We start from the raw sequence: 19,860 nt of genomic DNA on the forward strand, positions 1-19,860 counted from the left end.
ATAAAATAGAAAAATATGAACACTAAAAACCCAAATGGTTCCCTCCATTTGGGTTAAATTTAGCTGCGGGACTGAAGCCGCCTTAAGACTTGCCGCCTCTCGCTTTAACGATCTCTTGGGCCAGGTCATTGACGGCCATAGCGTAGAGACGACTGCGGTTATAGCGGGTGATAGTCGCGAAATTATTCAAACCGAGCCAATACTGTTTTCCCTGCTCAGTTTGCAGGGAGAATACGTTGGCCGGCATTTCCGGAGCCACCTGGCTAGTAGCGTTAAAGCCTTTGTCCGCCAATTCTCCAACGGTCCACTGCGGCTGCAGAGTGTCGTTGACGATTGTCATGTCCGCATTCGGGCGGGGGCTGGCCAGTACCGCGACCGGTTCACCGGGCTTCCATCCATGTTTAACGAAATAGTTAGCCACACTGCCGATCGCATCGGTAGGGTTATTCCATATATCCGCCTTGCCATCGTCGCTGAAGTCCACCGCATAAGAACGGTAGCTTGAAGGCATGAATTGACCGTAGCCCATAGCCCCAGCATAAGAGCCCTTGAGAGCCAAGGGGTCCATATCCTGCTCACGAGTCAGCAGAAGGTAATTTTCTAACTCTTTGGTAAAAAACGCAGAGCGACGGGGGTAGTTAAATGCCAGCGTGGAAAGTGCATCCAAAACCCGGTAGCCGCCCATATTACCGCCGTATCGGGTTTCAATGCCGATGATGGCAACAATCATCTCTGCTGGTACACCGTATTTCTTTTCAGCCTCAGCCAAGGCCTCGGCATTTTGATCCCAAAAGTCTACCCCACCGGCAATGCTCTGCGGGGTGAGAAACATTTTGCGATATTCGTGCCAGGGCTTGGCTTTCTCGGCTGGCCGTTTGATCGCCTTGAGGATGGAGTCTTTGCGCTTGGCCTCACGCATCAGAGTCTGCATTTCTTCGCGATTAAAATCGTGCTCTTCCACCATATAATCAACGAATTCTTGCGCTTGTTTATTATTTCCGTGACCCGGTTCCTGCGCACAGGCGGCGAGGGCCAGTCCCATCCCGATTAATAATCCCGAGGTCCACTTCAAAACGACCGCTCCTGTCTTCATCTCGCGTCTCTAAATCCGGTTATTGTCCCTATGCAGTGTTCCTCAAAAGTGAACTCTGCGCCGCTCAGTGCCAACAGCCATCAACAAGCCAAATCCGGCCATCAATGTAATCAAGGATGTCCCGCCGTAACTAATCACTGGCAAAGGCACCCCCACCACCGGCAACAATCCTGTAACCATACCAATGTTTACAAATACATAGACAAAAAAAGTGAGGGTAATACTCCCCGCCAACAATCGGCCAAATACGTGCTGGGCCATAAAGCTAATGTAAATGCCACGGGCGATAATCAGTACATATAGCAAAAGCAGCAACAGGGCGCCGCGCATGCCCCACTCCTCCGACAGTACCGCAATAATAAAATCGGTATGGCTCTCCGGCAGGAAATCGAGCTGTGACTGGGTTCCCTGCAGGTAGCCTTTGCCGTAAACACCACCGGAGCCGATAGCCGCTTTGGAGTTAAATATATTCCAACCAGCACCAAAACGGTCATCATCTGGGTTGAGCAGGGTCAAAATTCGCTGCCGTTGGTAATCGTGCAGCCCCCAGTGCCAAATTGGATAGGCAGCAACCAACAGCGCCATTGCCGCCGCACTGATCATCTTCCAACTCAACCCAGCTAGATACAGAGCAAAAAGACCGGACGCCGCAATCAGGATCGAGGTCCCCAAATCCGGTTGCCGTACGATAAGAGCTGCGGGAATCGCCACAATTGCCAAAGCTCCAATCACTGTGGTCAGTGATGGCGGCAAGCGGCGTTGATGCAGGTAAGCTGCCACTGCCATGGGGACACCGAGCTTCATCACTTCCGATGGCTGGAAGCGAAATCCGCCTATCTCCAACCAGCGCTGCGCCCCCATCGCCTTGGTGCCAAAAAACAATACCCCAACCAATAGCGCACAACCAGCCAAATAGGCCCAGGGGGACCAGCGCCGATAAAAATCCAGGGGAATTTGCGCAACGATAAACATGCCCACGAAGGCCACGCACATAAAAATCGACTGGCGCCGCACATAGTTCATATCACCGCCAGAAGCGCTGTACAGCACTCCAAGTCCCACGGCTGCCAACACCAACAACAGCACCAGTAGCGGTATATCAATATGCAGGCGGCGTGAGAGACTGGCCGGTTTGCGCAGACTGCCGTGGGCATCTGACAAACGGTGGGAGAAATCGCGACTAGCCATTGCCAGCCCCCTCGCTCAAATAAGTGGTATCCGCCGTCTTCTGCGGTTCCAAATGCGGGCGTGACATCCACTCCGCAAATAGCTCTCTTGCCACCGGAGCAGCGACCTTGCCGCCGCCCTCGCCATTTTCGACTAATACCGAAACAGCGATACGGGGGTTATCCACAGGCGCGAAAGCCACAAACAGGGCGTGATCTCGGTGGCGCTCTTGCAGGGCCTCTGAGTCATAGCGCTCCCCCTGGGCAATGCCGACCACCTGAGCGGTACCGGACTTACCCGCCACGCGGAAGTCCAGATCTTTACCAGCCCGTTTCCCGGTACCGGTACGGTGGTTGACTACAGCTTCCATTCCCTCGAATACCAAATCCCAGTGATCAGGGCGGGCCTCGAGGTTGTGCAGTATCTCGGGAGGTTGCTCCATCCCGTTGATCGACTTGACCATCTGCGGGCGGTAGTGGGTACCGCGATTGGCAATCGTGGCAGTCATTACTGCAAGCTGCAGTGGCGTCGCCAACACAAAACCTTGCCCCAGCACCGCATTCAAACTGTCACCGGGGAACCAGGGCATTCCGCGGGCGCCGCGCTTCCAATCTCTAGAGGGAAACAACCCGGAGCGTTCCATGGGCAGATCAATTCCGGTCTTGCTGCCCAAGCCAAAATGAGAGGCGATGCTGTGCATATCATCGATGTCCCAGCGGTGCGCCATATCCCAAAAGTAAACATCACAGCTCTGCGCCATGGCCTGTATCAGATCCACTTTCTCACCGTGCCCCCAGCGCACGTGGTCGCGGTAGATGCGCGGATCGTTGGGCAGCTTGTAAAAGCCGGGGTCTTTGACTGTACTCTCTCGAGTAATAATGCCCGCCTGGAGTCCACCCAGCCCCATCAACGGCTTTAAAGTGGAACCCGGTGGATACTGACCCTGCACCGCCCGATTAAACAGGGGCACATCGAGGGAATCGCTGAGGGCGCGATAGTCGGCAAAGCTGATGCCGGTCACAAACAAGTTGGGGTCGAAGGACGGCTTGCTGACAAACGCCAACACACCACCGCTATTTACATCGATCGCAACTACTGCACCGCGGCGATCTCCCAGGGCATCAGAGGCGACTTGTTGCAGTTGAGCATCCAGGTTGAGCACCAGATCCGAGCCCGGTTTGGGGTCCTGGCGCTCCAGTACTCGTAAAACCCGGCCACGAGCATTAATTTCAACATTTTCATAACCGACCTCTCCGAGTAGGAGATCCTCGTAGGAGCGTTCCAACCCGACCTTACCGATGCTGCGGGTACCGCGATAGCGGCGCACATCATCCTCAGTAAAGTTACTCAGGTCGCGGTCACTGATTCGCCCCACATAGCCCACACTGTGGGCAAATAAATCCCCGAGGGAGTAGTAGCGCACCAACTCCGCCTCCACTGACACCCCAGGCATACGGAATTGATTAACACTGATCCGTGCGATTTCATCTTCGTTCAATCGAAATCGGAGAGGCACTGGCTCATAGGGGCGCCGGCGCTTGAGGCGTTTCTGGAATTTGGTGACATCGTTTTCGTCGAGTCGCACCAGGTTACCGATCAGCTCTAACGTGGCATCCATATCGCGAACGCGCTCGCGAACAATCGACAAGTTATAACTGGCGCGGTTATCGGCTAGCAAAATGCCGTTGCGGTCATAGATCAATCCGCGGGTCGGCGCGACCGGGCGCACCTGGATACGGTTCTCATCAGATTGAGTGCGGTAGTCTTCGTAATTAACCACCTGGAGGTTGTAGAAACGCGCTACGAGAACACCCAGTAAAAAGATAACCCCCACAAGCGCCACCAACATACGATTGCGAAACAATCGCTGCTCGGTATGGGGGTCCTTGAGATGGTAATCGTGCGGCATCAGAATTTATTCGATGGTTTTTGACTGGCGTGCAAAAAATCTAATTCCCTACATTAACACAGGGCGAGTCAGGAGAGAGAACCGAGTCGGCAAATCTCTCCGCGACTTATCGCAAATATTTTATTTGTGGTAGGGATGGCCGGCCAATAATGTCCAGGCGCGATAAATTTGTTCAGCCAGAACCACCCTCACCAGCGGGTGTGGCAAGGTCAGTGGGGACAGAGACCAGCGCTGGCGTGCACGGGCGAGGCAGTCTTCGGATAAACCGTCGGGCCCGCCAATTAACAGGCTGATATTTTCCCCAAGCATTTGCCAATCACTTAATTGCGCCGACAACTGCTCGGTACTCCAGGGCTTGCCTTTCACATCGAGCGCTACCACGTGGTCCCGCGGTCCCAAAGCGGCGAGCATCGCCTCGCCCTCTTTTTTTCGCGCTTTTTCAATCAGGGCTGCAGAGCTCTTTTGGCCTCGTTGGCCGAGTGGAATTTCCACCATTTCCAGAGCAATTTCCCGGGGCAGGCGCTTAGCGTACTCGGCGTAGCCCTCCTGCACCCAAGCCGGCATTTTTCCACCGGCGGCAAGAATGCGGATTTTCACAGCAATTAACCCTGGTGCGGATCACTGCCATCGGCATCGTCACGGGTATTCGGAGTCATAGACCAGAGTTTTTCCAGGTCGTAGAAACCGCGAACATCTGCGAGCATCACGTGGACAACCAAGTCACCGTAGTCGACTAATACCCACTCGCCCTGGTCGACACCTTCAACACCAATGGGGCGAATACCTTCTTTTTTCAGTTCGTCTACAACGTTCTCTGCCAGGGATTTAACCTGACGACTGGAAGTACCAGTACAGATCAACAGATTGTCCATTACATCTGAAAGTCCGGAAACATCCAGGGAAACAATATCCTTACCTTTCAAATCTTCCAGCGCATTGAGAGCGATATCTTTAATATTTGTCATAACACCTTGATTCATTGCGGGTCGCCCGAAGCAACCTCTGTATAAAGTCGATGATCTTCTATGTACTGCAACACAGTTGCGGGCAGTAAATAGCGTGGCGACTGGCCACTTTTAATTATTTCGCGAATTTGCGTCGCGGAAATTGGCAACATGGTCTGCTCCCGCAACAGCAGGCAACCACATGCTCGTGTATGCAAGTCTGCAACCGTGCCCCGATGATTCTCCAGCAGTTCTGCCAGAGGGCCATGCTCTTCGCTATCGCGATCTGGCAGGTGCCAGCCCGGCCTTGTTACCACCACCAGATGTGCCAGCTCCAAGAGGCGCTCCCAGCGGTGCCAGCGGTGCAGACTCAATAGGGAGTCCAATCCCATGCAGAAACTGATGGAGGCTTCACCTCCCAGTTCACTGCGCAGCTCCTCCAGGGTATCTACCGTATAAGTAGCTCCGCCACGATGGAGTTCTCGCTCATCCAGGGTGAGTTCCTCACACCCCTCCAGCGCCAGAGCCAGCATTTCACTGCGCTGGCGGGACGATACACCTGGCGTCTGCCGGTGGGCGGGCTGGTGGCTGGGTAGCAAGCGCATTTCATCAAATTCGAGCACCTGGCGCAGCTCCAGCGCCATGCGTAAATGACCGAGATGGATCGGATCAAAGGTTCCCCCAAACAGGGCCAACGTATGCCTTTTGCTCGCCACAATTATTTATCGTACCCCTCGCACTCGCTGCCCCAACTGGAAAAGTGCTTATTGCCGGATATGGCCATCCCCGAACACAATCCATTTTTGCGAAGTGAGCCCTTCCAGGCCAACCGGGCCACGGGCGTGGATTTTATCAGTACTGATACCAATTTCCGCCCCCAAGCCGTACTCGAAACCGTCAGCAAAGCGGGTTGAGGCATTAATCATCACTGAGCTGGCATCCACAGCACTCATAAAGCGGCGGCTGCGACTGTAATCCTGGGTGACAATTGCCTCGGTGTGGCCGGATCCGTAACAGGCAATATGCTCCATAGCCGCTTCCATATCCGCAACAACACGCACAGCCAGAACCGGGGCAAGGTACTCCGTACTCCAGTCATCTTCTGTCGCTGCAGCACAGTGAGGAATAATTTCACGGGTGCGGTCACAACCGCGCAATTCAACCCCTTTTTCTTCGTAGGCATGCGCCAAGCGCGGCAGTATATCCACAGCAACCGTCTCGGCAACTAAAAGTGTCTCCATGGCGTTACAAACACCATAGCGATGGGTCTTGGCATTGAGTGCGATATCGAAAGCTTTGTCCAGGTCAGCCCGATCATCGATATACACATGACAAACACCGTGTAGGTGTTTGATCACCGGCACCCGGGCTTCGCGACTGACCCTTTCAATCAGGCCGGTTCCGCCCCTGGGTACAATCACATCCACATATTCCGGCATGGTGATCAGGGCACCCACCGCTGCTCGATCGGTGGTATCGACAACCTGCACCGCCGTTTCCGGTAAACCCGCTTCTCGCAAGCCAGCGGTAATACAGGTGGCAATTGCCTTGTTCGAGTGCAGCGCTTCACTGCCTCCACGCAAAATTGTGGCATTGCCGGATTTTAAGCACAGGCTCGCTGCATCAATGGTCACATTGGGCCTGGACTCATAAATAATGCCCACCACCCCTAGGGGCACACGCATTTTGCCCACTTGAATACCGCTGGGGCGATAGCGTAAATCTTCAACTTCTCCCACCGGGTCGGGCAGCTCTGCCACCTGCACCAAGCCCTCGATCATGCCATCGATGCGGGCATCGTTAAGCTCCAGACGATCCAGAAGAGCCGCATCCAGGCCGCGCTCGCGACCCGCCTGCATATCCAATGCATTGGCCTTCAGTAGAGACACCCGCTGAGTCTCCAGTTGGGCAGCGATGGCTTTGAGAGCATTATTCTTGGTGGAGGTATCCGCGGCAGCTATCTGTTTGGCGGCGGTACGGGCGGCGCGCCCCATTTGTTCGAGCTTGGCGCGAGTGGATTGCTGATCAGCGGTGTCTGTGGCGGTCACTTGGCTCTCCGTGCAAAATCCGGTCGGCCGCGCAGTATAACCCAGCGAGACCCGGTTTAAAGTGCCGATTACCGGGCCGCACAGCTTTGTATCTAGCTATTCCCGCGTCCAACGGTCCAGGTTCTCGGCGATAGTAGCAAGTCGCATAAGAGGATCTTCTACCGCCAGCAGATCGGTGCGAACCTTATCCTCCAATGGCAGAAGCTGAGCCAATTGCCAGGAAAGTGAGTCCGCAGACTCCACCGGCTCAAATTTAAGTGATAGCGTCTGTGCCCGCTCCTTCAACTCCTCCAATACCGACAGAAGACCATCGCAATCCGCCGGAATCGGCTTTTCATCTTCATCTGGTATCCATTCCACGTCCCCCAGAAGCAGGTCATCTTCTGCGCGACGGGTGTGGACAATGCGAAAGCGACGCCGACCTTTAACCTCCACATTTAGCAGCCCTCCCTCACCCTGCCCCCAATCCACGATGTCGACATAAACACCGAGAGGCCATACTGAAGCGCGCCCCACTTCGCCCCCGGAGCGAATCAAAACAATGCCGAAGCCGCTATTGGTTTTCATGGACTCACTGACAAGGTGAATATAGCGCTGCTCAAAAATCCGCAGGGGCAAAGTCACGCCGGGGTATAGAGGGACACTCAGGGGAAAAAGGGGTATCTGTTGCAAAGTCATCACTCATTATTTTTTGTGTACCCTAAAGATAACATCGCCCTAGGGAACTCTGCGGCAGGTTAAGAGACTTTTTACCGCCAACCGGTTGGATTGGGAGCAAGTTTTTCCACTTTGCGGTAATTGTCGCTGGCAAGCCCAACACCCAGCCTTTAAGCTGCTGCGGTAAATTGACCAAACGGAGATTTTTCATGCCTACAGCAACCGCTCGCCATATCCTGGTTGAAAATGAACAGCAGTGCCAGGACCTGAAACAGCAAATCGAGAACGGCGCTGACTTCGGTAAAATTGCCGAGCAGTACTCCCAGTGCCCCTCTAGCCGTTCCGGCGGTGACCTGGGCTCTTTCAGCAAGGGAATGATGGTTCCCGAATTTGACAAGGTCGTATTTTCCGAAGAGCTGCATAAGGTGCATGGCCCAGTCAAAACCCAGTTTGGCTACCACCTGCTGGAAATTACCAGCCGCCAGGACTGAGGCCCGACTGTTGAGCAGACATAAAAAAAGCCGGGGTTATCCCGGCTTTTTTATATTTCAAATTTCTTCGATTCAGGCGCTGGGCGCCTCCTGCATCGGTGCCTCGGGCTCAACTTTATCAGCTTGCCTTTGACGACCGAGCGGCTTGAACATCACCAGCAACAGGGGCAGAAGTGTCAGGGAACCCAACAGTGCGGCGGACATCGCCAGCGCGGTTAGGAGGCCGAAATAGATCGACGGAACAAACTTCGACAGCGCCAAAATTGAGAAACCGACAATAATCGTGATCGCCGTGTAGAACATGGCACGGCCAATCGTTGCATGGCTGCGGTGCATGGTCGCCAGGTAATTGCCATCTTTGGCAAACTCCGCGCGGAAGCGATACAGGTAGTGAATCGCGTGATCCACCCCGATACCCACGGTAATCGCGGCGATAGTGATGGTCATCATATCCAGCGGAATACCCGCGAGCCCCATACCACCAAGTACCACACAGGCCGCCAGCATATTTGGCACCAGTGCAATCAGAGCAATCCACAGAGAGCGGAATAGCACCAGGAACATCAGCAGGATTCCGACAAAGACGGCACCCAGGGTCAGGATCTGGGATTTAAACAGGCTCTGCAACATATTGTTGTACAGAACCAACAGGCCGGTCTGATGAACATTCTCTGGAGCTATGCCCATCTCATTGTGAGCGTAGTTGTAGATACGCTGGATCAGCTCATCGCGACGCAGGGTGGGGTCTGTCTCCATCACCCGCAGGGTGATACGAGCCTGGTTGTTCTCCACAGATAAATAGGGGTCTACCAGAACAGAGCGAATTTCGGCCGGCAGGCTGGTATTGGCCACCGCCAGCTCAAAGTCATTGAGGGGACCGCCATTCAGATCCACGGCAACTTTATACAGGGTCGCCAGAGATTGAACCTTGCCTATCTCCGGCTGCTCCTCCAGGTAATCATGCAGCTGCTCCAGCTTTGCCAAACCGGCAACCGTAAACCAGTAGCTCTGCTCCACTGACTCCTCTTCACCGCCAAATGGATCATCGGAGGCAAAGGGGTCCTCTTCTACAGCGAAGGGATCTTCCTCTGCTTCCATCGCAAACGGATCTTCTTCTCCCTCGAAAGCTGCCTCCTGCTCCTCGGGCTGATCCAGAATAATATCCAAGGTCACAGTGCCACCCAAGCGGCGGTCAATCACCAGCATGCCCTGATAAATTTCCGTGGAATCATCGAAGTAATCGATAAAGCGGTTTTCCACTTTCAGCTGGGATATACCCACCACACTCACGACGGCTGCCAGCAGTGAAATACCTAGCACCACAAACTTGTGGCGCTCAGCAAAGCGGGAAAACTGCAGGGTAAATGCGTGGGAGTTATCTGCACTCACACTGCCCACACGCTTCGGCAGCACCATCAGGAAACTGGGAATAATAAGGAACGACAGCAGCAGAGCCACAGTCACACCCATCGTCATCATCCAGCCAAAATCGATAACCGGGCGAATGCCGCTCACCACCAGGGACACAAAAGCCACGATGGTGGTCAGTGCGGTATACAGGCAGGGCTTGGCCATAAAGCGCACTGTCTGCAATACCAGCTTTTCAAGATTCCAATCCGGGTTCTGGGCAATATATTCCCGGTAGCGCACCGCCAGGTGGATGGTAATTGCCAAGGTAATAATTAACAGCAGTGCGACAAAGTTGGCCGAGATCACTGTCAGTCGCCAATCCAGCCAGCCGAGTAGCCCCAGCATCACCACCGCAGTGGTAACACAAGTCATCAGCGGCAACAGCACCCAGCGCGGCTGGCGGAAAATCAGCAACAGGGTAATCACGATAAAAGCGAGGATCCCCACACCGAATACCAGCAGGTCGCTTTTAATAAACGAGATCATATCGGCGGTAATCATGGTGACACCACCGAGGAACAGCTCCGCTTCGCCGTTGTAGCCAGCCAGAATTGCACGCACGGTATCGACTCGCTGGTGGGCAATTTTCTCTTGCTCAGTACGATGGGCCAGATAGACCGCGCTGATCTCCTCCAGGCGAACGGCCTCTTCCGGGGTCAGTCCCTCTGTATTGCGCTTGCTGCGCAAAGCATCCCGCTCGCGCACCATCTCAATGCCGCGGCTATCCAGTTTCAGGTTCGCCAGAATGGCGGTCGTCTGCCCGTCCGGGCTCAGGATCAACTCCCGATAAATCGGGCTTGAGAGGAACTCTTGCCGGGCCATATCCCGATCGACATCGGGCCTGGCGAGCGTGCGCACCTCATCGCTGATATCGGTGAGAACCAGCTTGGGGCTGTACAGCAGTGGGACATCGAGAATGCTCTGCACACTGGACACACCATCTACCTTGGCCAATTCATCCCGCAACTTGCCCAGGGTTTCCAGGGACTCATCACTGAACAGGTCCCCAGTCTTGGAGCGGTAAGTGACAACCAGGAAGTCGCCACTGGCATAGCGCTCGGAAATCTCGCGGAAATAATCCAGGGATTTATCAGCTTCCAGAGTGAGGGAATCGGCAGAGGCGTCGATCTTCAGGCGGGACAATCCGAGGGCTGCCAGCAGGGTTAACAGGCCGATAACCACCAACACCACAGCGGGCCGCTTGGTCACCAAGTATTCATAAGACTTCTGTAAAGCTGACAGCATAAATTTCCGCTTCTTTCCAAACTAAAAACTGGCCGCATTGCGGCGCGCATATTGTTCGCCTATGCGATGAATTAGCAAACCTAAAATTTGCCACCGCACCGTTTTATTGGAACTTTTTTCAGGGATTGTCGATATGCCCCAGGTCGCGTTCGGGAAACAGGGTATCCCTGACGCGACGTTTGAGCTCCTTAGCACCGGGAAAGCCGCCGTCACGCTTGCGCTCCCAGATCAAAATTTCGCCAATCCGAATCTCGAATACTCCCCCAGTACCCGGTTGCAATGCAACCTGATTGAGGTCATCGGCGAAAGTGTGCAGCAATTCCTGGGCCATCCAGGTGGCTCGCAACATCCAGTTGCACTGCACACAGTAGTGAATCGTAATACTCGGTTTTATCTCATTGCCCATCCTGCTCTCCCCAGCTGGGCAACAGCTTCTGCTCGATGCCCAACTGGTCGAGCAACCGCGCCACCACGAAGTCCACAATATCTTCCACCGAACTGGGCCTCTGGTAAAAGCCAGGGCTGGCCGGCAGGATCATGGCCCCCATGCGGGTGAGTTTCAGCATATTTTCCAGGTGAATCTCGGAGTAAGGCGCCTCGCGGGGAACCAGAATGAGCTGGCGGCGCTCTTTCAGGGCTACATCCGCAGCCCGCTCAATCAGGTTGTTCGATGCTCCACAGGCCACCGCAGACAAGGTGCCACCACTTGCCGGGCAGATCACCATACTGGCTGGCGCCCCGGTTCCAGAAGCCACCGGGGAAAACCAATCGCGCTTGCTGAAAAGGGTCAGCTGGCCTTCCTGCGCGGCAAAACGATCGGCGAGGAAATTCTGCAACTCGCGCTCATCGCCCTCCGGCAACTGCATATCAGTTTCGGTGTTGATGACCACCTGAGCCGCCTCAGACAACAGCAACCACACGCGCACATTCGATGCCAGCAGGCATTGCAACAGGCGCAAACCATACTGAGCGCCGGAGGCCCCGGTCATAGCCAGGGTCACGGTCTTTTCGAAAGAGGATTGATGCAAAGTCGATACCTTATTAAGCCCTGCGAGCATAGGACTGCGCAGGAAACATTAGTCTTCTGACTTAGAGATCGTATTTCTGTTCCAGGGCACCGATAAGGCGCTGGTGGATACCGCCAAAGCCGCCGTTGCTCATCACTACGATATGGCTACCGGAATCGGCTAGCTGCAACACAGATTCCACACCATCTTCAATCGAATCAAAAGTTTTGGCCGGCACCGATGAGTGGTGGGCGACGTCTTCCAGGGACCAGTTAACTCCCTCAGGCTGATACCAGAGCACCATATCGGCTCCGGAGCAGGAGTCGGCCAGCTTGCCCTGGTGCACTCCCATACGCATGGTATTGGAACGCGGTTCAATCAGGGCAATGATTTTATCCTCCCCTACCTTCGCCCGCAGACCATTGAGGGTGGATTCAATCGCGGTAGGGTGATGGGCAAAATCATCGTAAACACGGATGCCGGCCACTTCTCCCAGGCACTCCATACGGCGTTTAACCCCCTGGAAGCGTGCCAGAGCTGCCGCATTCAAATCTGGGGTGACACCCACATGCCGCGCCGCAGCCATAGCCGCGAGGCCATTTTGCACATTGTGCTGCCCGGTCAGGTCCCACTCGACCCGCGCCACAGCTTCGCCTTTGAACTGAACCGTAAAACTGCTGCCATCGGCGGCAATATCCACTGCGCACCAATCACCCACTCGCACACCTTCGGCAGACTCGCTGCCAACCCGCTGCACTTCACTCCAGCAGCCTTTATCAAGCACCTGCTCTACATTCTCTTCGGCAGAGGCCACTATCAGGCCGCTAGCAGGCACAGTTCGTACCAGGTGATGGAATTGTTTCTGGATTGCCGCCAGGTCCTCAAAGATATCTGCGTGGTCAAATTCGAGATTGTTGATAATCACCGTGCGCGGGCGGTAGTGCACAAACTTGGAACGCTTGTCGAAAAAGGCAGTGTCATACTCATCCGCCTCGACAATAAAGAAGGGAGACTCTCCCAAACGAGCAGAGACACCAAAATTAGCCGGAACTCCACCAATCAGGAAGCCGGGCTGCATATCTGCCGCTTCCAAAATCCAGGCCAGCATACTGGCGGTGGTGGTTTTACCGTGGGTTCCGGAAACCGCCAATACCCAGCGGCCACCCAGGAAATGATCGCACAACCACTGGGCGCCAGAGGTGTAAGCCAACCCTTTTTCCAACACCGCCTCTACCGCCGGATTTCCCCGGGACATGGCATTACCAATAATCACCAGGTCCGGGACGGGCTCCAGCTGTGCGGGATCATAGCCCTCGGTAATTTGGATACCCGCCTGTTGCAACTGGGTGCTCATAGGTGGATAAACATTGGCGTCACTGCCGGTTACGCGGTGCCCTTCCGCCACCGCCAGTTGGGCCAAACTGCCCATAAATGTGCCGCAAATACCTAGAATATGAATATGCATAGCGGAAAAATGTACTCCTACGGGTTGCGGCGCAAGCTTAACACGGCAATTCGGGCCAGTAATTGCCAAATACCCCAGTTACCATGCAATTTACTCGCTATTCCATTAGACTCCGCCCCCGCATTGGTCGGCCTCATCCCCGGTACGGTGGTAGGAATTTTCCCGAAAGGGTCGACACCCGATACGAGCTCCCGGTTATCCCCACTGGCACAAATGTTTAAAACTAGATGCGAGGCGGACTACCGGATCGGGATACTTCTCTATATCTCTATAAGCACAGGATAACCATGTCGAAAAAGAACGCCTTTTATGCGCAGTCCGGTGGCGTTACCGCCGTGATCAACGCATCCGCCTGCGGCGTAATTGAAGCTGCGCGTGAAAACCCGGACCAGATTGGCAATGTCTACGCAGGGCTAAACGGTATTCTCGGCGCGCTGCGCGAGGAGCTGATCGACGTGAGCCAAGAGAGCGCAGAGGATATTGCTGCACTGCGCCACACCCCCTCCGGTGCCTTTGGTTCCTGCCGCTATAAGCTGAAGAGCCTGGAAGAGAACCGCGCAGAATACGAGCGCCTGATCGAAGTCTTCAAAGCGCACAATATTGGATACTTCTTTTACAACGGTGGTGGCGACTCCGCAGACACCTGCCTGAAAGTATCCCAACTGTCCGAGACCATGGGTTATCCAATCCAGGCCATCCATATTCCCAAAACTGTGGATAACGACCTGCCCCTGACCGACAACTGCCCGGGCTTTGGCTCCGTTGCCAAATATGTTGCTGTGTCCACCAAGGAAGCGGCAATGGACGTGGCCTCCATGTGCGCCACTTCTACCAAAGTATTTATTCTCGAGGTGATGGGCCGTCACGCGGGCTGGATTGCCGCTGCCGGCGCTCTGGCCCAAGAACAGGAAGGCGATGCACCCCACATTATCCTGTTCCCGGAAATCGCTTTCGATAAAGAGAAGTTCCTCGCCAAGGTACAAAAGACCGTAGACGAGAAAGGCTACTGCGTTATCGTCGCCTCCGAAGGAGCCCAGTACGGCGACGGCACCTTCCTTGCCGATGCCGGCACCACCGACGCCTTTGGTCACAAGCAGCTGGGCGGTGTTGCACCGACCCTGGCCAACATGGTCAAAAGCGAACTCGGCCTGAAGTACCACTGGGCCCTGGCAGATTACCTCCAGCGCGCCGCCCGCCATATCGCTTCTGCTACCGACGTTGAGCAAGCCTACGCCGTAGGTCGCGCTGCAGTGGAAATGGCTGTAGCGGGCAAAAATGCCATTATGCCAGCCATTATTCGCGCAGAAGGTGAAGAGTACAGCTGGTCCATCGCAGAGGCACCACTGTCTGAAGTCGCCAACGTAGAAAAATTTATGCCGCGCGAATATATCAGCGAAGACGGCTTTGGAATTACTGAAGAGGGACGCAAGTACCTGCTGCCATTGATTCAAGGCGAGGACTACCCTCCCTACAAAAATGGCATTCCCCAATACGCCACCCTGAAAAAGCAGCTGGTGGAAAAGAAGCTGGGTACCGATTTCGAAGCTTAATAGAAACGGTTGCCAGTGTCCCAAAAGCCTCCGAGTAAAATCGGGGGCTTTTTTCTGTAAACGCCTCTACGCAGATTCCACATCAGACCAAACCGCAAATTCATTGCCGCAAGGTTCCCTAAAATGGAAGCGCCTGCCACCGGGAAACGGGAAAATTGGCTTGGCTATTTCGGCTCCGCATCGCGTGACCTTCTCCAGGGTACCCTCCAGGTCGCGGCTGTATAACACCACTAATGCAGATCCATTTTCAGTAGTGCTCTGCAACTCTGCCTTGAAAAAGCCACCGTCCAATCCAGCATTTGAAAAAGCGGTGTACTCCGGGCCGTAATCGGTAAAAGTCCAATTAAATGCCTCGGTAAAGAATGCTTTTGTCTTACCCAAATCCCTGGAGGGCAACTCAATATAATTAATTTTCTCGCACTCTCTCATAAGCTCACCATTTTCCTTATTTTTCAATTTTCAGGCTGTAGGTCGCACAGGGGTATTCACCACCTGAAAACTGCCATTTGCCAACGCTAGTGGCCGATCCTGATAGAGAATAATGGCGCGATCCATCATCTGTACAAAATCGAGCATCGCATAAAGCACCACACCTTTTCGCCCCTGATATATATCAGGCCGATAAATCAACGCCGCCATCCTATCGTCCATGGCTTCATAGGTATATGAAGCTTCCCCAACTAACTTTCCCGACGCCGTAACGTAACAATGTGTCGCGGTTTCATAGGTTACCGTGTGGGTAGAAAGGTCGGGGAAATCACCTTGTTTTGAATAGTGGGTGCCGGTCCATTCCAGGCTTAAACCTTCCAATGTCTTAAATGCCTGCAAACTATGTCTCCCCCAGTGGTTTAATAGCTTCGCTGATCACTAGTAACTGATTTACCTGAAGCAATAAAACACACGCTGACTGAAAACGACACTCCTTGCATTAAATATTTATCTATTTTGATACGTCTCCGATAGGCCCCAATGATACCTCAATACTCCAGAAAGACATCTTAGGCATTTTACTCAAGTCTTTTTCCAATTCAGGGATCGGGCACGCACAAACACTTTCCCCTCCAATAATCCATATAATAAAGATTTTAATGGCTCGCAATGGAGTCTTGCCGGGCTACCAATATGAAAACGAGGAAGTGAAACACTCGGGCATATGCCCAAGGAGGTAAAGATGAAAAATACGTAATTAACATGGGGAGGAAAGAAAACGGCCGAATATCTCTTGCCTTAATATCCGACCGTTCAATATGTGGAGTTAATTATTTATTGTTGTTGATATCCATCTCAGTGCCAAAACGGCTTGCGAATCTCAATTTCACGGTAGGCTTTATCTTCATTACCGAAATCGTCTTTCACAGTCAGGGTAATTTCATAACTACCACCGGTGGCATAGCGATGCAGTGCCATGGGGCCGGAGCGGCTGGTGCCATCACCAAAGTCCCACTCATAGCTCAGGTTACCGTCGCCATCGTAACTACTGCGCTCTTCAACCCACACCCAGCGCAGGAAGCTGTGGACTTTAAAATCAGCCCGAAGATCAACAACTTCTTCAAGTGGTACAAGCTGCTCAACAGTGGAGATCGCTCCCCTATCGTCCTCAACCTGGAGGATTACTGAATAAGTGCCTGCTGCATCGTAGCTATGACTGGGGTTTTGCTCAGTACTGGTAGTGCCATCACCAAAATCCCAGGCCCAGCTAACGATAGTGCCATCGGTATCGATGCTGCTGTCGAAGTAGTTCACTTCGAAGCCTTCAACACCCCACTCAAACCCAGCAACCGGCTCCTGGTTATCTGCCCCCAGATCCAGTTCAACCACAAGCGGATCGTGATCTGAAGCGCGGAATGCATCAGTCGAGTAGAAACTCTCCACCTGCTCATCGGTTTTATTCTCGATGTTGTAATCCAGCACCCGAGGCTCGTCGGCATTGATATGCCAATCGGCCGCACCTGTTACCAAAGGAGCCAGTGATTCACTGGCGAGGGCGTGATCCAAGTAGCCGGACTCACCGCTGTAGACATAGGAGTAAGCTTCTCCTTCACCGAAAACCTCCAACAAATCAGCGTAACCAGCGTCCTTTAGAGTGCTAATTGGGTTTTCACGGGCGTAGCTATTGAGGTCACCGAGCACCAGAACACGATCGGTGCCGCTACCTGTCGGGTCAGAATCAATCCATGAAACCAGGGCATCTGCGGCTTCGGTGCGCAGCGAGTTCCAGCAGCCCTGTCCATCACCCAGATCATCGTTCAAACTACCATCGTCAGGACAACTTCCCTTTGATTTAAAGTGATTGACCACCACGGCCAGCTCTTCACCACTTGATAGTTCGGCAAAAGCCTGCAGCAGTGGTTGGCGGTTACCGTCATCAAAGGGATAGCTATCAGTTGTCGCAGCAGCGCCTATAGGCATTACCCGATCGCTGCGATAAATCAGCCCCACAGTAATTTCATCGGTGCCCAGTTGAGCCAGGTCTGGATTAATAAATTGATAGTTTTCACTGCCAGTAGCCGCGTTAAGACCATTAATTAAATCCTGAATAGCACTTTCCGAACCGTAGCCATCGTTCTCAATTTCCATTAAGCCAACTACATCGGCATCCAGGCCTAAAATAGCGGAGATAATTTTATTTCTCTGGCGCAGGAATTCTTCTTCAGTATCAGCCCCACGGGAGGTAGGGAAACCGCCGCCATAACCATCGCCATTAAAATAATTCAGAACATTAAAGCTGGCGATCTTTAAACTGCCCTTACCCGGTAATTGTGGAGCGCTTTCACGCAGGTTGGCAGCAACAAATTCTGGCGCCTCCACGGGATGTACTCGGTAGGCGCTGTAGCTATACCCCATTACTCCGCGCAACCCCTCTACCGTATCGCCATTGCGTAAGGTATTACTGGCACTGAGACCGGAGTCCGGGTACGGCACCGCTTCCGGGTTCTGCACGCTGGAACCATCGTCCAGCACAATCCTGTTCAGATCGTTAGCACTTTCCTGTGCTACGGCTGCAACCCCAGGCTCATTGTTGTGGGTGGGAATATAGAGACGGCCATTGGCCAGGGTGACTTCACCATAGCGCCCCAGGTTATAGTGGTCATTCACCATCAGGGCTTGCGGGAACTCAACCAACATCCCCTCGTATTGCTCCTGCTCTTCAGCAGAACTAAACGGCAGGGAGACTTCCTCGGCAGTGACACTGTAGCCGCTACCGCAAACCGTAACGCCATCAACCTCATCTAATTCGGTAAAGTCATAGTATTCAGTAACCACACCACCGACGCGAACCAAGTCTCCGACTTGCACATCTACACCGAAGCCTTTGTCGTGTACAAACAGCCCCTCAGAGGTATTGATCTGGCCATCCTGGTCACTGTCTTCCTCTTGCAGGAAGAAGCCGGAAAGGCCGGTGCTGGTATCTTGGAAATCACCAACAACAACCGCTTCAATTACGTGGCGCTCATCTTCCAGAGCGCTTTCAAACTCATCACCCTGAATCTGGCTGATTAATGTAGAAACATCTCCACAATCGCCGAGAACAACATCGTCATCACCGCCGTCATCTCCACCACCAGTGCCGTCTTCGCTGTGCCAGCCGAGGTTGGAAAAGTCATCCTGCCCCAGGCTAGACCACTCTGAGCCTGGGTCAAAATCCGTGCTGCCATCAACACGGCCTTCGCTCACACCCCAGTCGCGGATTAAGGTTTGATTTTGGGTGCCCAGGCCACTATCGCCCCATTGGCTACCGGGATCAACACCGATCTGGCCGATAACATCCACATATCCATTGGGGCCACTCAGGGCAACCGCATCATCCCCGTTAAACAGGCCGCTGGTATAAATCTGATCGGCTACTGACAGGATTGAGGAATCAGCACTAGCGTGGGCGAATACGTAAACATCGCCGTCTGCCAAGCTGCCACTTAGGGCGATGGTTGAAGCCGCCGCAGAGGAGCCATTGAAGTAAAGTTCAATGCTGTAGCTACTGAGGTCAACCGCTGCACCCGTGCCATTGTAAATTTCAAGGGCCTTATTATTGCTACTGCCCTCGATATATTCAGAAATAATGAGGTCGCTGGCTTGGACCTCTTCAGCCAAAAATGGTAACCCCAGGGCTGCAAGGGCAGCCAAGCCAATCTCTTTCATAATGTTCTCTTCACTCGTACCTGACACAGATCACGCGGCGCAAAGATTGGCGGTTAATTCCTAAAGTTCGATGAATGAAATATGAAATTTAAATTTCAGCTCTTTGTTCAAAAATCCATTTCACACAAAACCCGCCAAACTCGCCACACAATGCAAAAAAAGCGCCAAAGAATTTGTGCGGGGTGATGAATAGCGGCAAAGAAGCTTGAAAAGTTCGCCAAAAATTATATAGTCACTTATATAAGTGCTTATGGAGCAGCTTTTATGAAATACAGCCAACTGGGGACTCAGCTTCGTCACATTCTGGAATTACTGGATGGCGATGTAGCAGAGAGCTATAGGGCCTGTGGCCTGGAGAATTACAAACCCCGCTACACCCCGATAATGCGTGCACTTATCCACAAGAGAGATATCACCATTAGTGAGGTGGTAGCGAGCACCCACATTTCCCAGCCCGCAGTGAGTCAAACTGTAAAAGACATGATTAAACAAGGGCTGGTACAGACCTCTTCTGGAGAAGATGCTCGCCAGCGCAAAATACGCTTGACCCGCAAAGGCAGTGCGTTGATACCCAAGTTAAAACAGCAGTGGATAGCAACTCTGGAAGCTGAGCAGTCCCTCAATAGCGAATTACCGACAGAACTATCAGAGCTGCTCAATCAAACAATTCAAGCTTTAGAGAAACGTCCTTATTTAGAGCGGATACAAGAAAATCTATCAATAGAGGCTACATAAAT

18 protein-coding genes are annotated in these 19,860 nt (G+C 53.3%); 3 read left to right on the forward strand and 15 right to left on the reverse strand.

Going from position 1 to position 19,860, the window contains the following annotated elements; genetic code table 11:
* Positions 1–82: 82 nt before the first annotated feature.
* From mltB to ACJJII_RS01660, 8 genes are all read right to left on the reverse strand, one after another.
* On the reverse strand, positions 83–1,093 hold the full coding sequence (gene mltB / locus ACJJII_RS01625) for a lytic murein transglycosylase B (RefSeq protein ID WP_413663142.1): 1,011 nt from the start codon (positions 1,091–1,093) through the stop codon (positions 83–85).
* A gap of 42 nt (positions 1,094–1,135) precedes the next feature.
* Positions 1,136–2,281 (reverse strand): rod shape-determining protein RodA, encoded by a 1,146-nt coding sequence (gene rodA, locus ACJJII_RS01630; RefSeq protein WP_444918079.1) that lies wholly within the window; start codon positions 2,279–2,281, stop codon positions 1,136–1,138.
* Positions 2,274–4,169 carry a penicillin-binding protein 2 gene (gene mrdA / locus ACJJII_RS01635; RefSeq protein ID WP_444918080.1) on the reverse strand — a complete coding sequence of 632 codons (1,896 nt, stop codon included), beginning with the start codon at positions 4,167–4,169 and terminating at the stop codon, positions 2,274–2,276. The genes rodA and mrdA overlap by 8 nt, the downstream gene beginning before the upstream one ends.
* 120 nt (positions 4,170–4,289) lie before the next feature.
* A complete protein-coding gene (gene rlmH, locus ACJJII_RS01640; protein ID WP_444896240.1) occupies positions 4,290–4,766 on the reverse strand; it encodes a 23S rRNA (pseudouridine(1915)-N(3))-methyltransferase RlmH in 477 nt (158 codons plus the stop codon).
* A gap of 5 nt (positions 4,767–4,771) precedes the next feature.
* Positions 4,772–5,149 (reverse strand): ribosome silencing factor, encoded by a 378-nt coding sequence (gene rsfS / locus ACJJII_RS01645; RefSeq protein WP_413663146.1) that lies wholly within the window; start codon positions 5,147–5,149, stop codon positions 4,772–4,774.
* Positions 5,146–5,829, reverse strand: coding sequence for a nicotinate-nucleotide adenylyltransferase (gene nadD, locus ACJJII_RS01650; RefSeq protein ID WP_444918081.1), 684 nt, complete (start codon positions 5,827–5,829; stop codon positions 5,146–5,148). Before nadD ends, rsfS begins: the two co-directional genes overlap by 4 nt.
* Before the next feature lie 48 nt (positions 5,830–5,877).
* Positions 5,878–7,161, reverse strand: a complete 1,284-nt coding sequence (locus tag ACJJII_RS01655) for a glutamate-5-semialdehyde dehydrogenase (protein WP_444918082.1) — start codon at positions 7,159–7,161, stop codon at positions 5,878–5,880.
* 96 nt (positions 7,162–7,257) lie between these two features.
* Positions 7,258–7,833 carry an LON peptidase substrate-binding domain-containing protein gene (locus ACJJII_RS01660; RefSeq protein WP_444911418.1) on the reverse strand — a complete coding sequence of 192 codons (576 nt, stop codon included), beginning with the start codon at positions 7,831–7,833 and terminating at the stop codon, positions 7,258–7,260.
* A 194-nt stretch (positions 7,834–8,027) separates the two neighbouring features.
* Here ACJJII_RS01660 and ACJJII_RS01665 point away from each other — a divergent pair, with 194 nt between their 5' ends.
* Positions 8,028–8,309 carry a peptidylprolyl isomerase gene (locus tag ACJJII_RS01665; protein WP_282931463.1) on the forward strand — a complete coding sequence of 94 codons (282 nt, stop codon included), beginning with the start codon at positions 8,028–8,030 and terminating at the stop codon, positions 8,307–8,309.
* A 72-nt stretch (positions 8,310–8,381) separates the two neighbouring features.
* On the opposite strand, the gene ACJJII_RS01670 is transcribed toward ACJJII_RS01665, so the two are convergent.
* The 4 genes from ACJJII_RS01670 to mpl all read right to left on the reverse strand — a co-directional run bounded on the left by ACJJII_RS01670 (position 8,382) and on the right by mpl (position 13,436).
* Positions 8,382–10,964, reverse strand: coding sequence for an efflux RND transporter permease subunit (locus ACJJII_RS01670; protein ID WP_444918083.1), 2,583 nt, complete (start codon positions 10,962–10,964; stop codon positions 8,382–8,384).
* 118 nt (positions 10,965–11,082) lie between these two features.
* Positions 11,083–11,370 (reverse strand): Rdx family protein, encoded by a 288-nt coding sequence (locus tag ACJJII_RS01675; RefSeq protein ID WP_282931461.1) that lies wholly within the window; start codon positions 11,368–11,370, stop codon positions 11,083–11,085.
* Complete coding sequence (locus ACJJII_RS01680) at positions 11,360–12,022, reverse strand: flavin prenyltransferase UbiX (protein ID WP_444891899.1); 663 nt, start codon at positions 12,020–12,022, stop codon at positions 11,360–11,362. The genes ACJJII_RS01675 and ACJJII_RS01680 overlap by 11 nt, the downstream gene beginning before the upstream one ends.
* Positions 12,023–12,053: 31 nt before the next feature.
* A complete protein-coding gene (gene mpl, locus ACJJII_RS01685) occupies positions 12,054–13,436 on the reverse strand; it encodes a UDP-N-acetylmuramate:L-alanyl-gamma-D-glutamyl-meso-diaminopimelate ligase (RefSeq protein ID WP_444918084.1) in 1,383 nt (460 codons plus the stop codon).
* A 287-nt stretch (positions 13,437–13,723) separates the two neighbouring features.
* On the opposite strand from mpl, the gene ACJJII_RS01690 reads away from it, so the two are divergent.
* Positions 13,724–14,986, forward strand: coding sequence for a 6-phosphofructokinase (locus tag ACJJII_RS01690; RefSeq protein ID WP_282931458.1), 1,263 nt, complete (start codon positions 13,724–13,726; stop codon positions 14,984–14,986).
* Positions 14,987–15,052: 66 nt separating this feature from the next.
* Here ACJJII_RS01690 and ACJJII_RS01695 read toward each other — a convergent pair whose 3' ends face one another.
* The 3 genes from ACJJII_RS01695 to ACJJII_RS01705 form a co-directional block, all read right to left on the reverse strand.
* Positions 15,053–15,415, reverse strand: coding sequence for a VOC family protein (locus ACJJII_RS01695; RefSeq protein ID WP_413663152.1), 363 nt, complete (start codon positions 15,413–15,415; stop codon positions 15,053–15,055).
* A gap of 30 nt (positions 15,416–15,445) precedes the next feature.
* Positions 15,446–15,814 carry a hypothetical protein gene (locus ACJJII_RS01700; protein ID WP_413663153.1) on the reverse strand — a complete coding sequence of 123 codons (369 nt, stop codon included), beginning with the start codon at positions 15,812–15,814 and terminating at the stop codon, positions 15,446–15,448.
* A gap of 456 nt (positions 15,815–16,270) precedes the next feature.
* Positions 16,271–19,123 carry an ExeM/NucH family extracellular endonuclease gene (locus ACJJII_RS01705; RefSeq protein WP_444918085.1) on the reverse strand — a complete coding sequence of 951 codons (2,853 nt, stop codon included), beginning with the start codon at positions 19,121–19,123 and terminating at the stop codon, positions 16,271–16,273.
* Between the two features lie 264 nt (positions 19,124–19,387).
* On the opposite strand from ACJJII_RS01705, the gene ACJJII_RS01710 reads away from it, so the two are divergent.
* Positions 19,388–19,858, forward strand: coding sequence for a MarR family winged helix-turn-helix transcriptional regulator (locus ACJJII_RS01710; RefSeq protein ID WP_444896232.1), 471 nt, complete (start codon positions 19,388–19,390; stop codon positions 19,856–19,858).
* The last annotated feature ends 2 nt before the right edge of the window (positions 19,859–19,860 follow it).

This window comes from Microbulbifer maximicatervae (SeqCode), assembly GCF_052467825.1.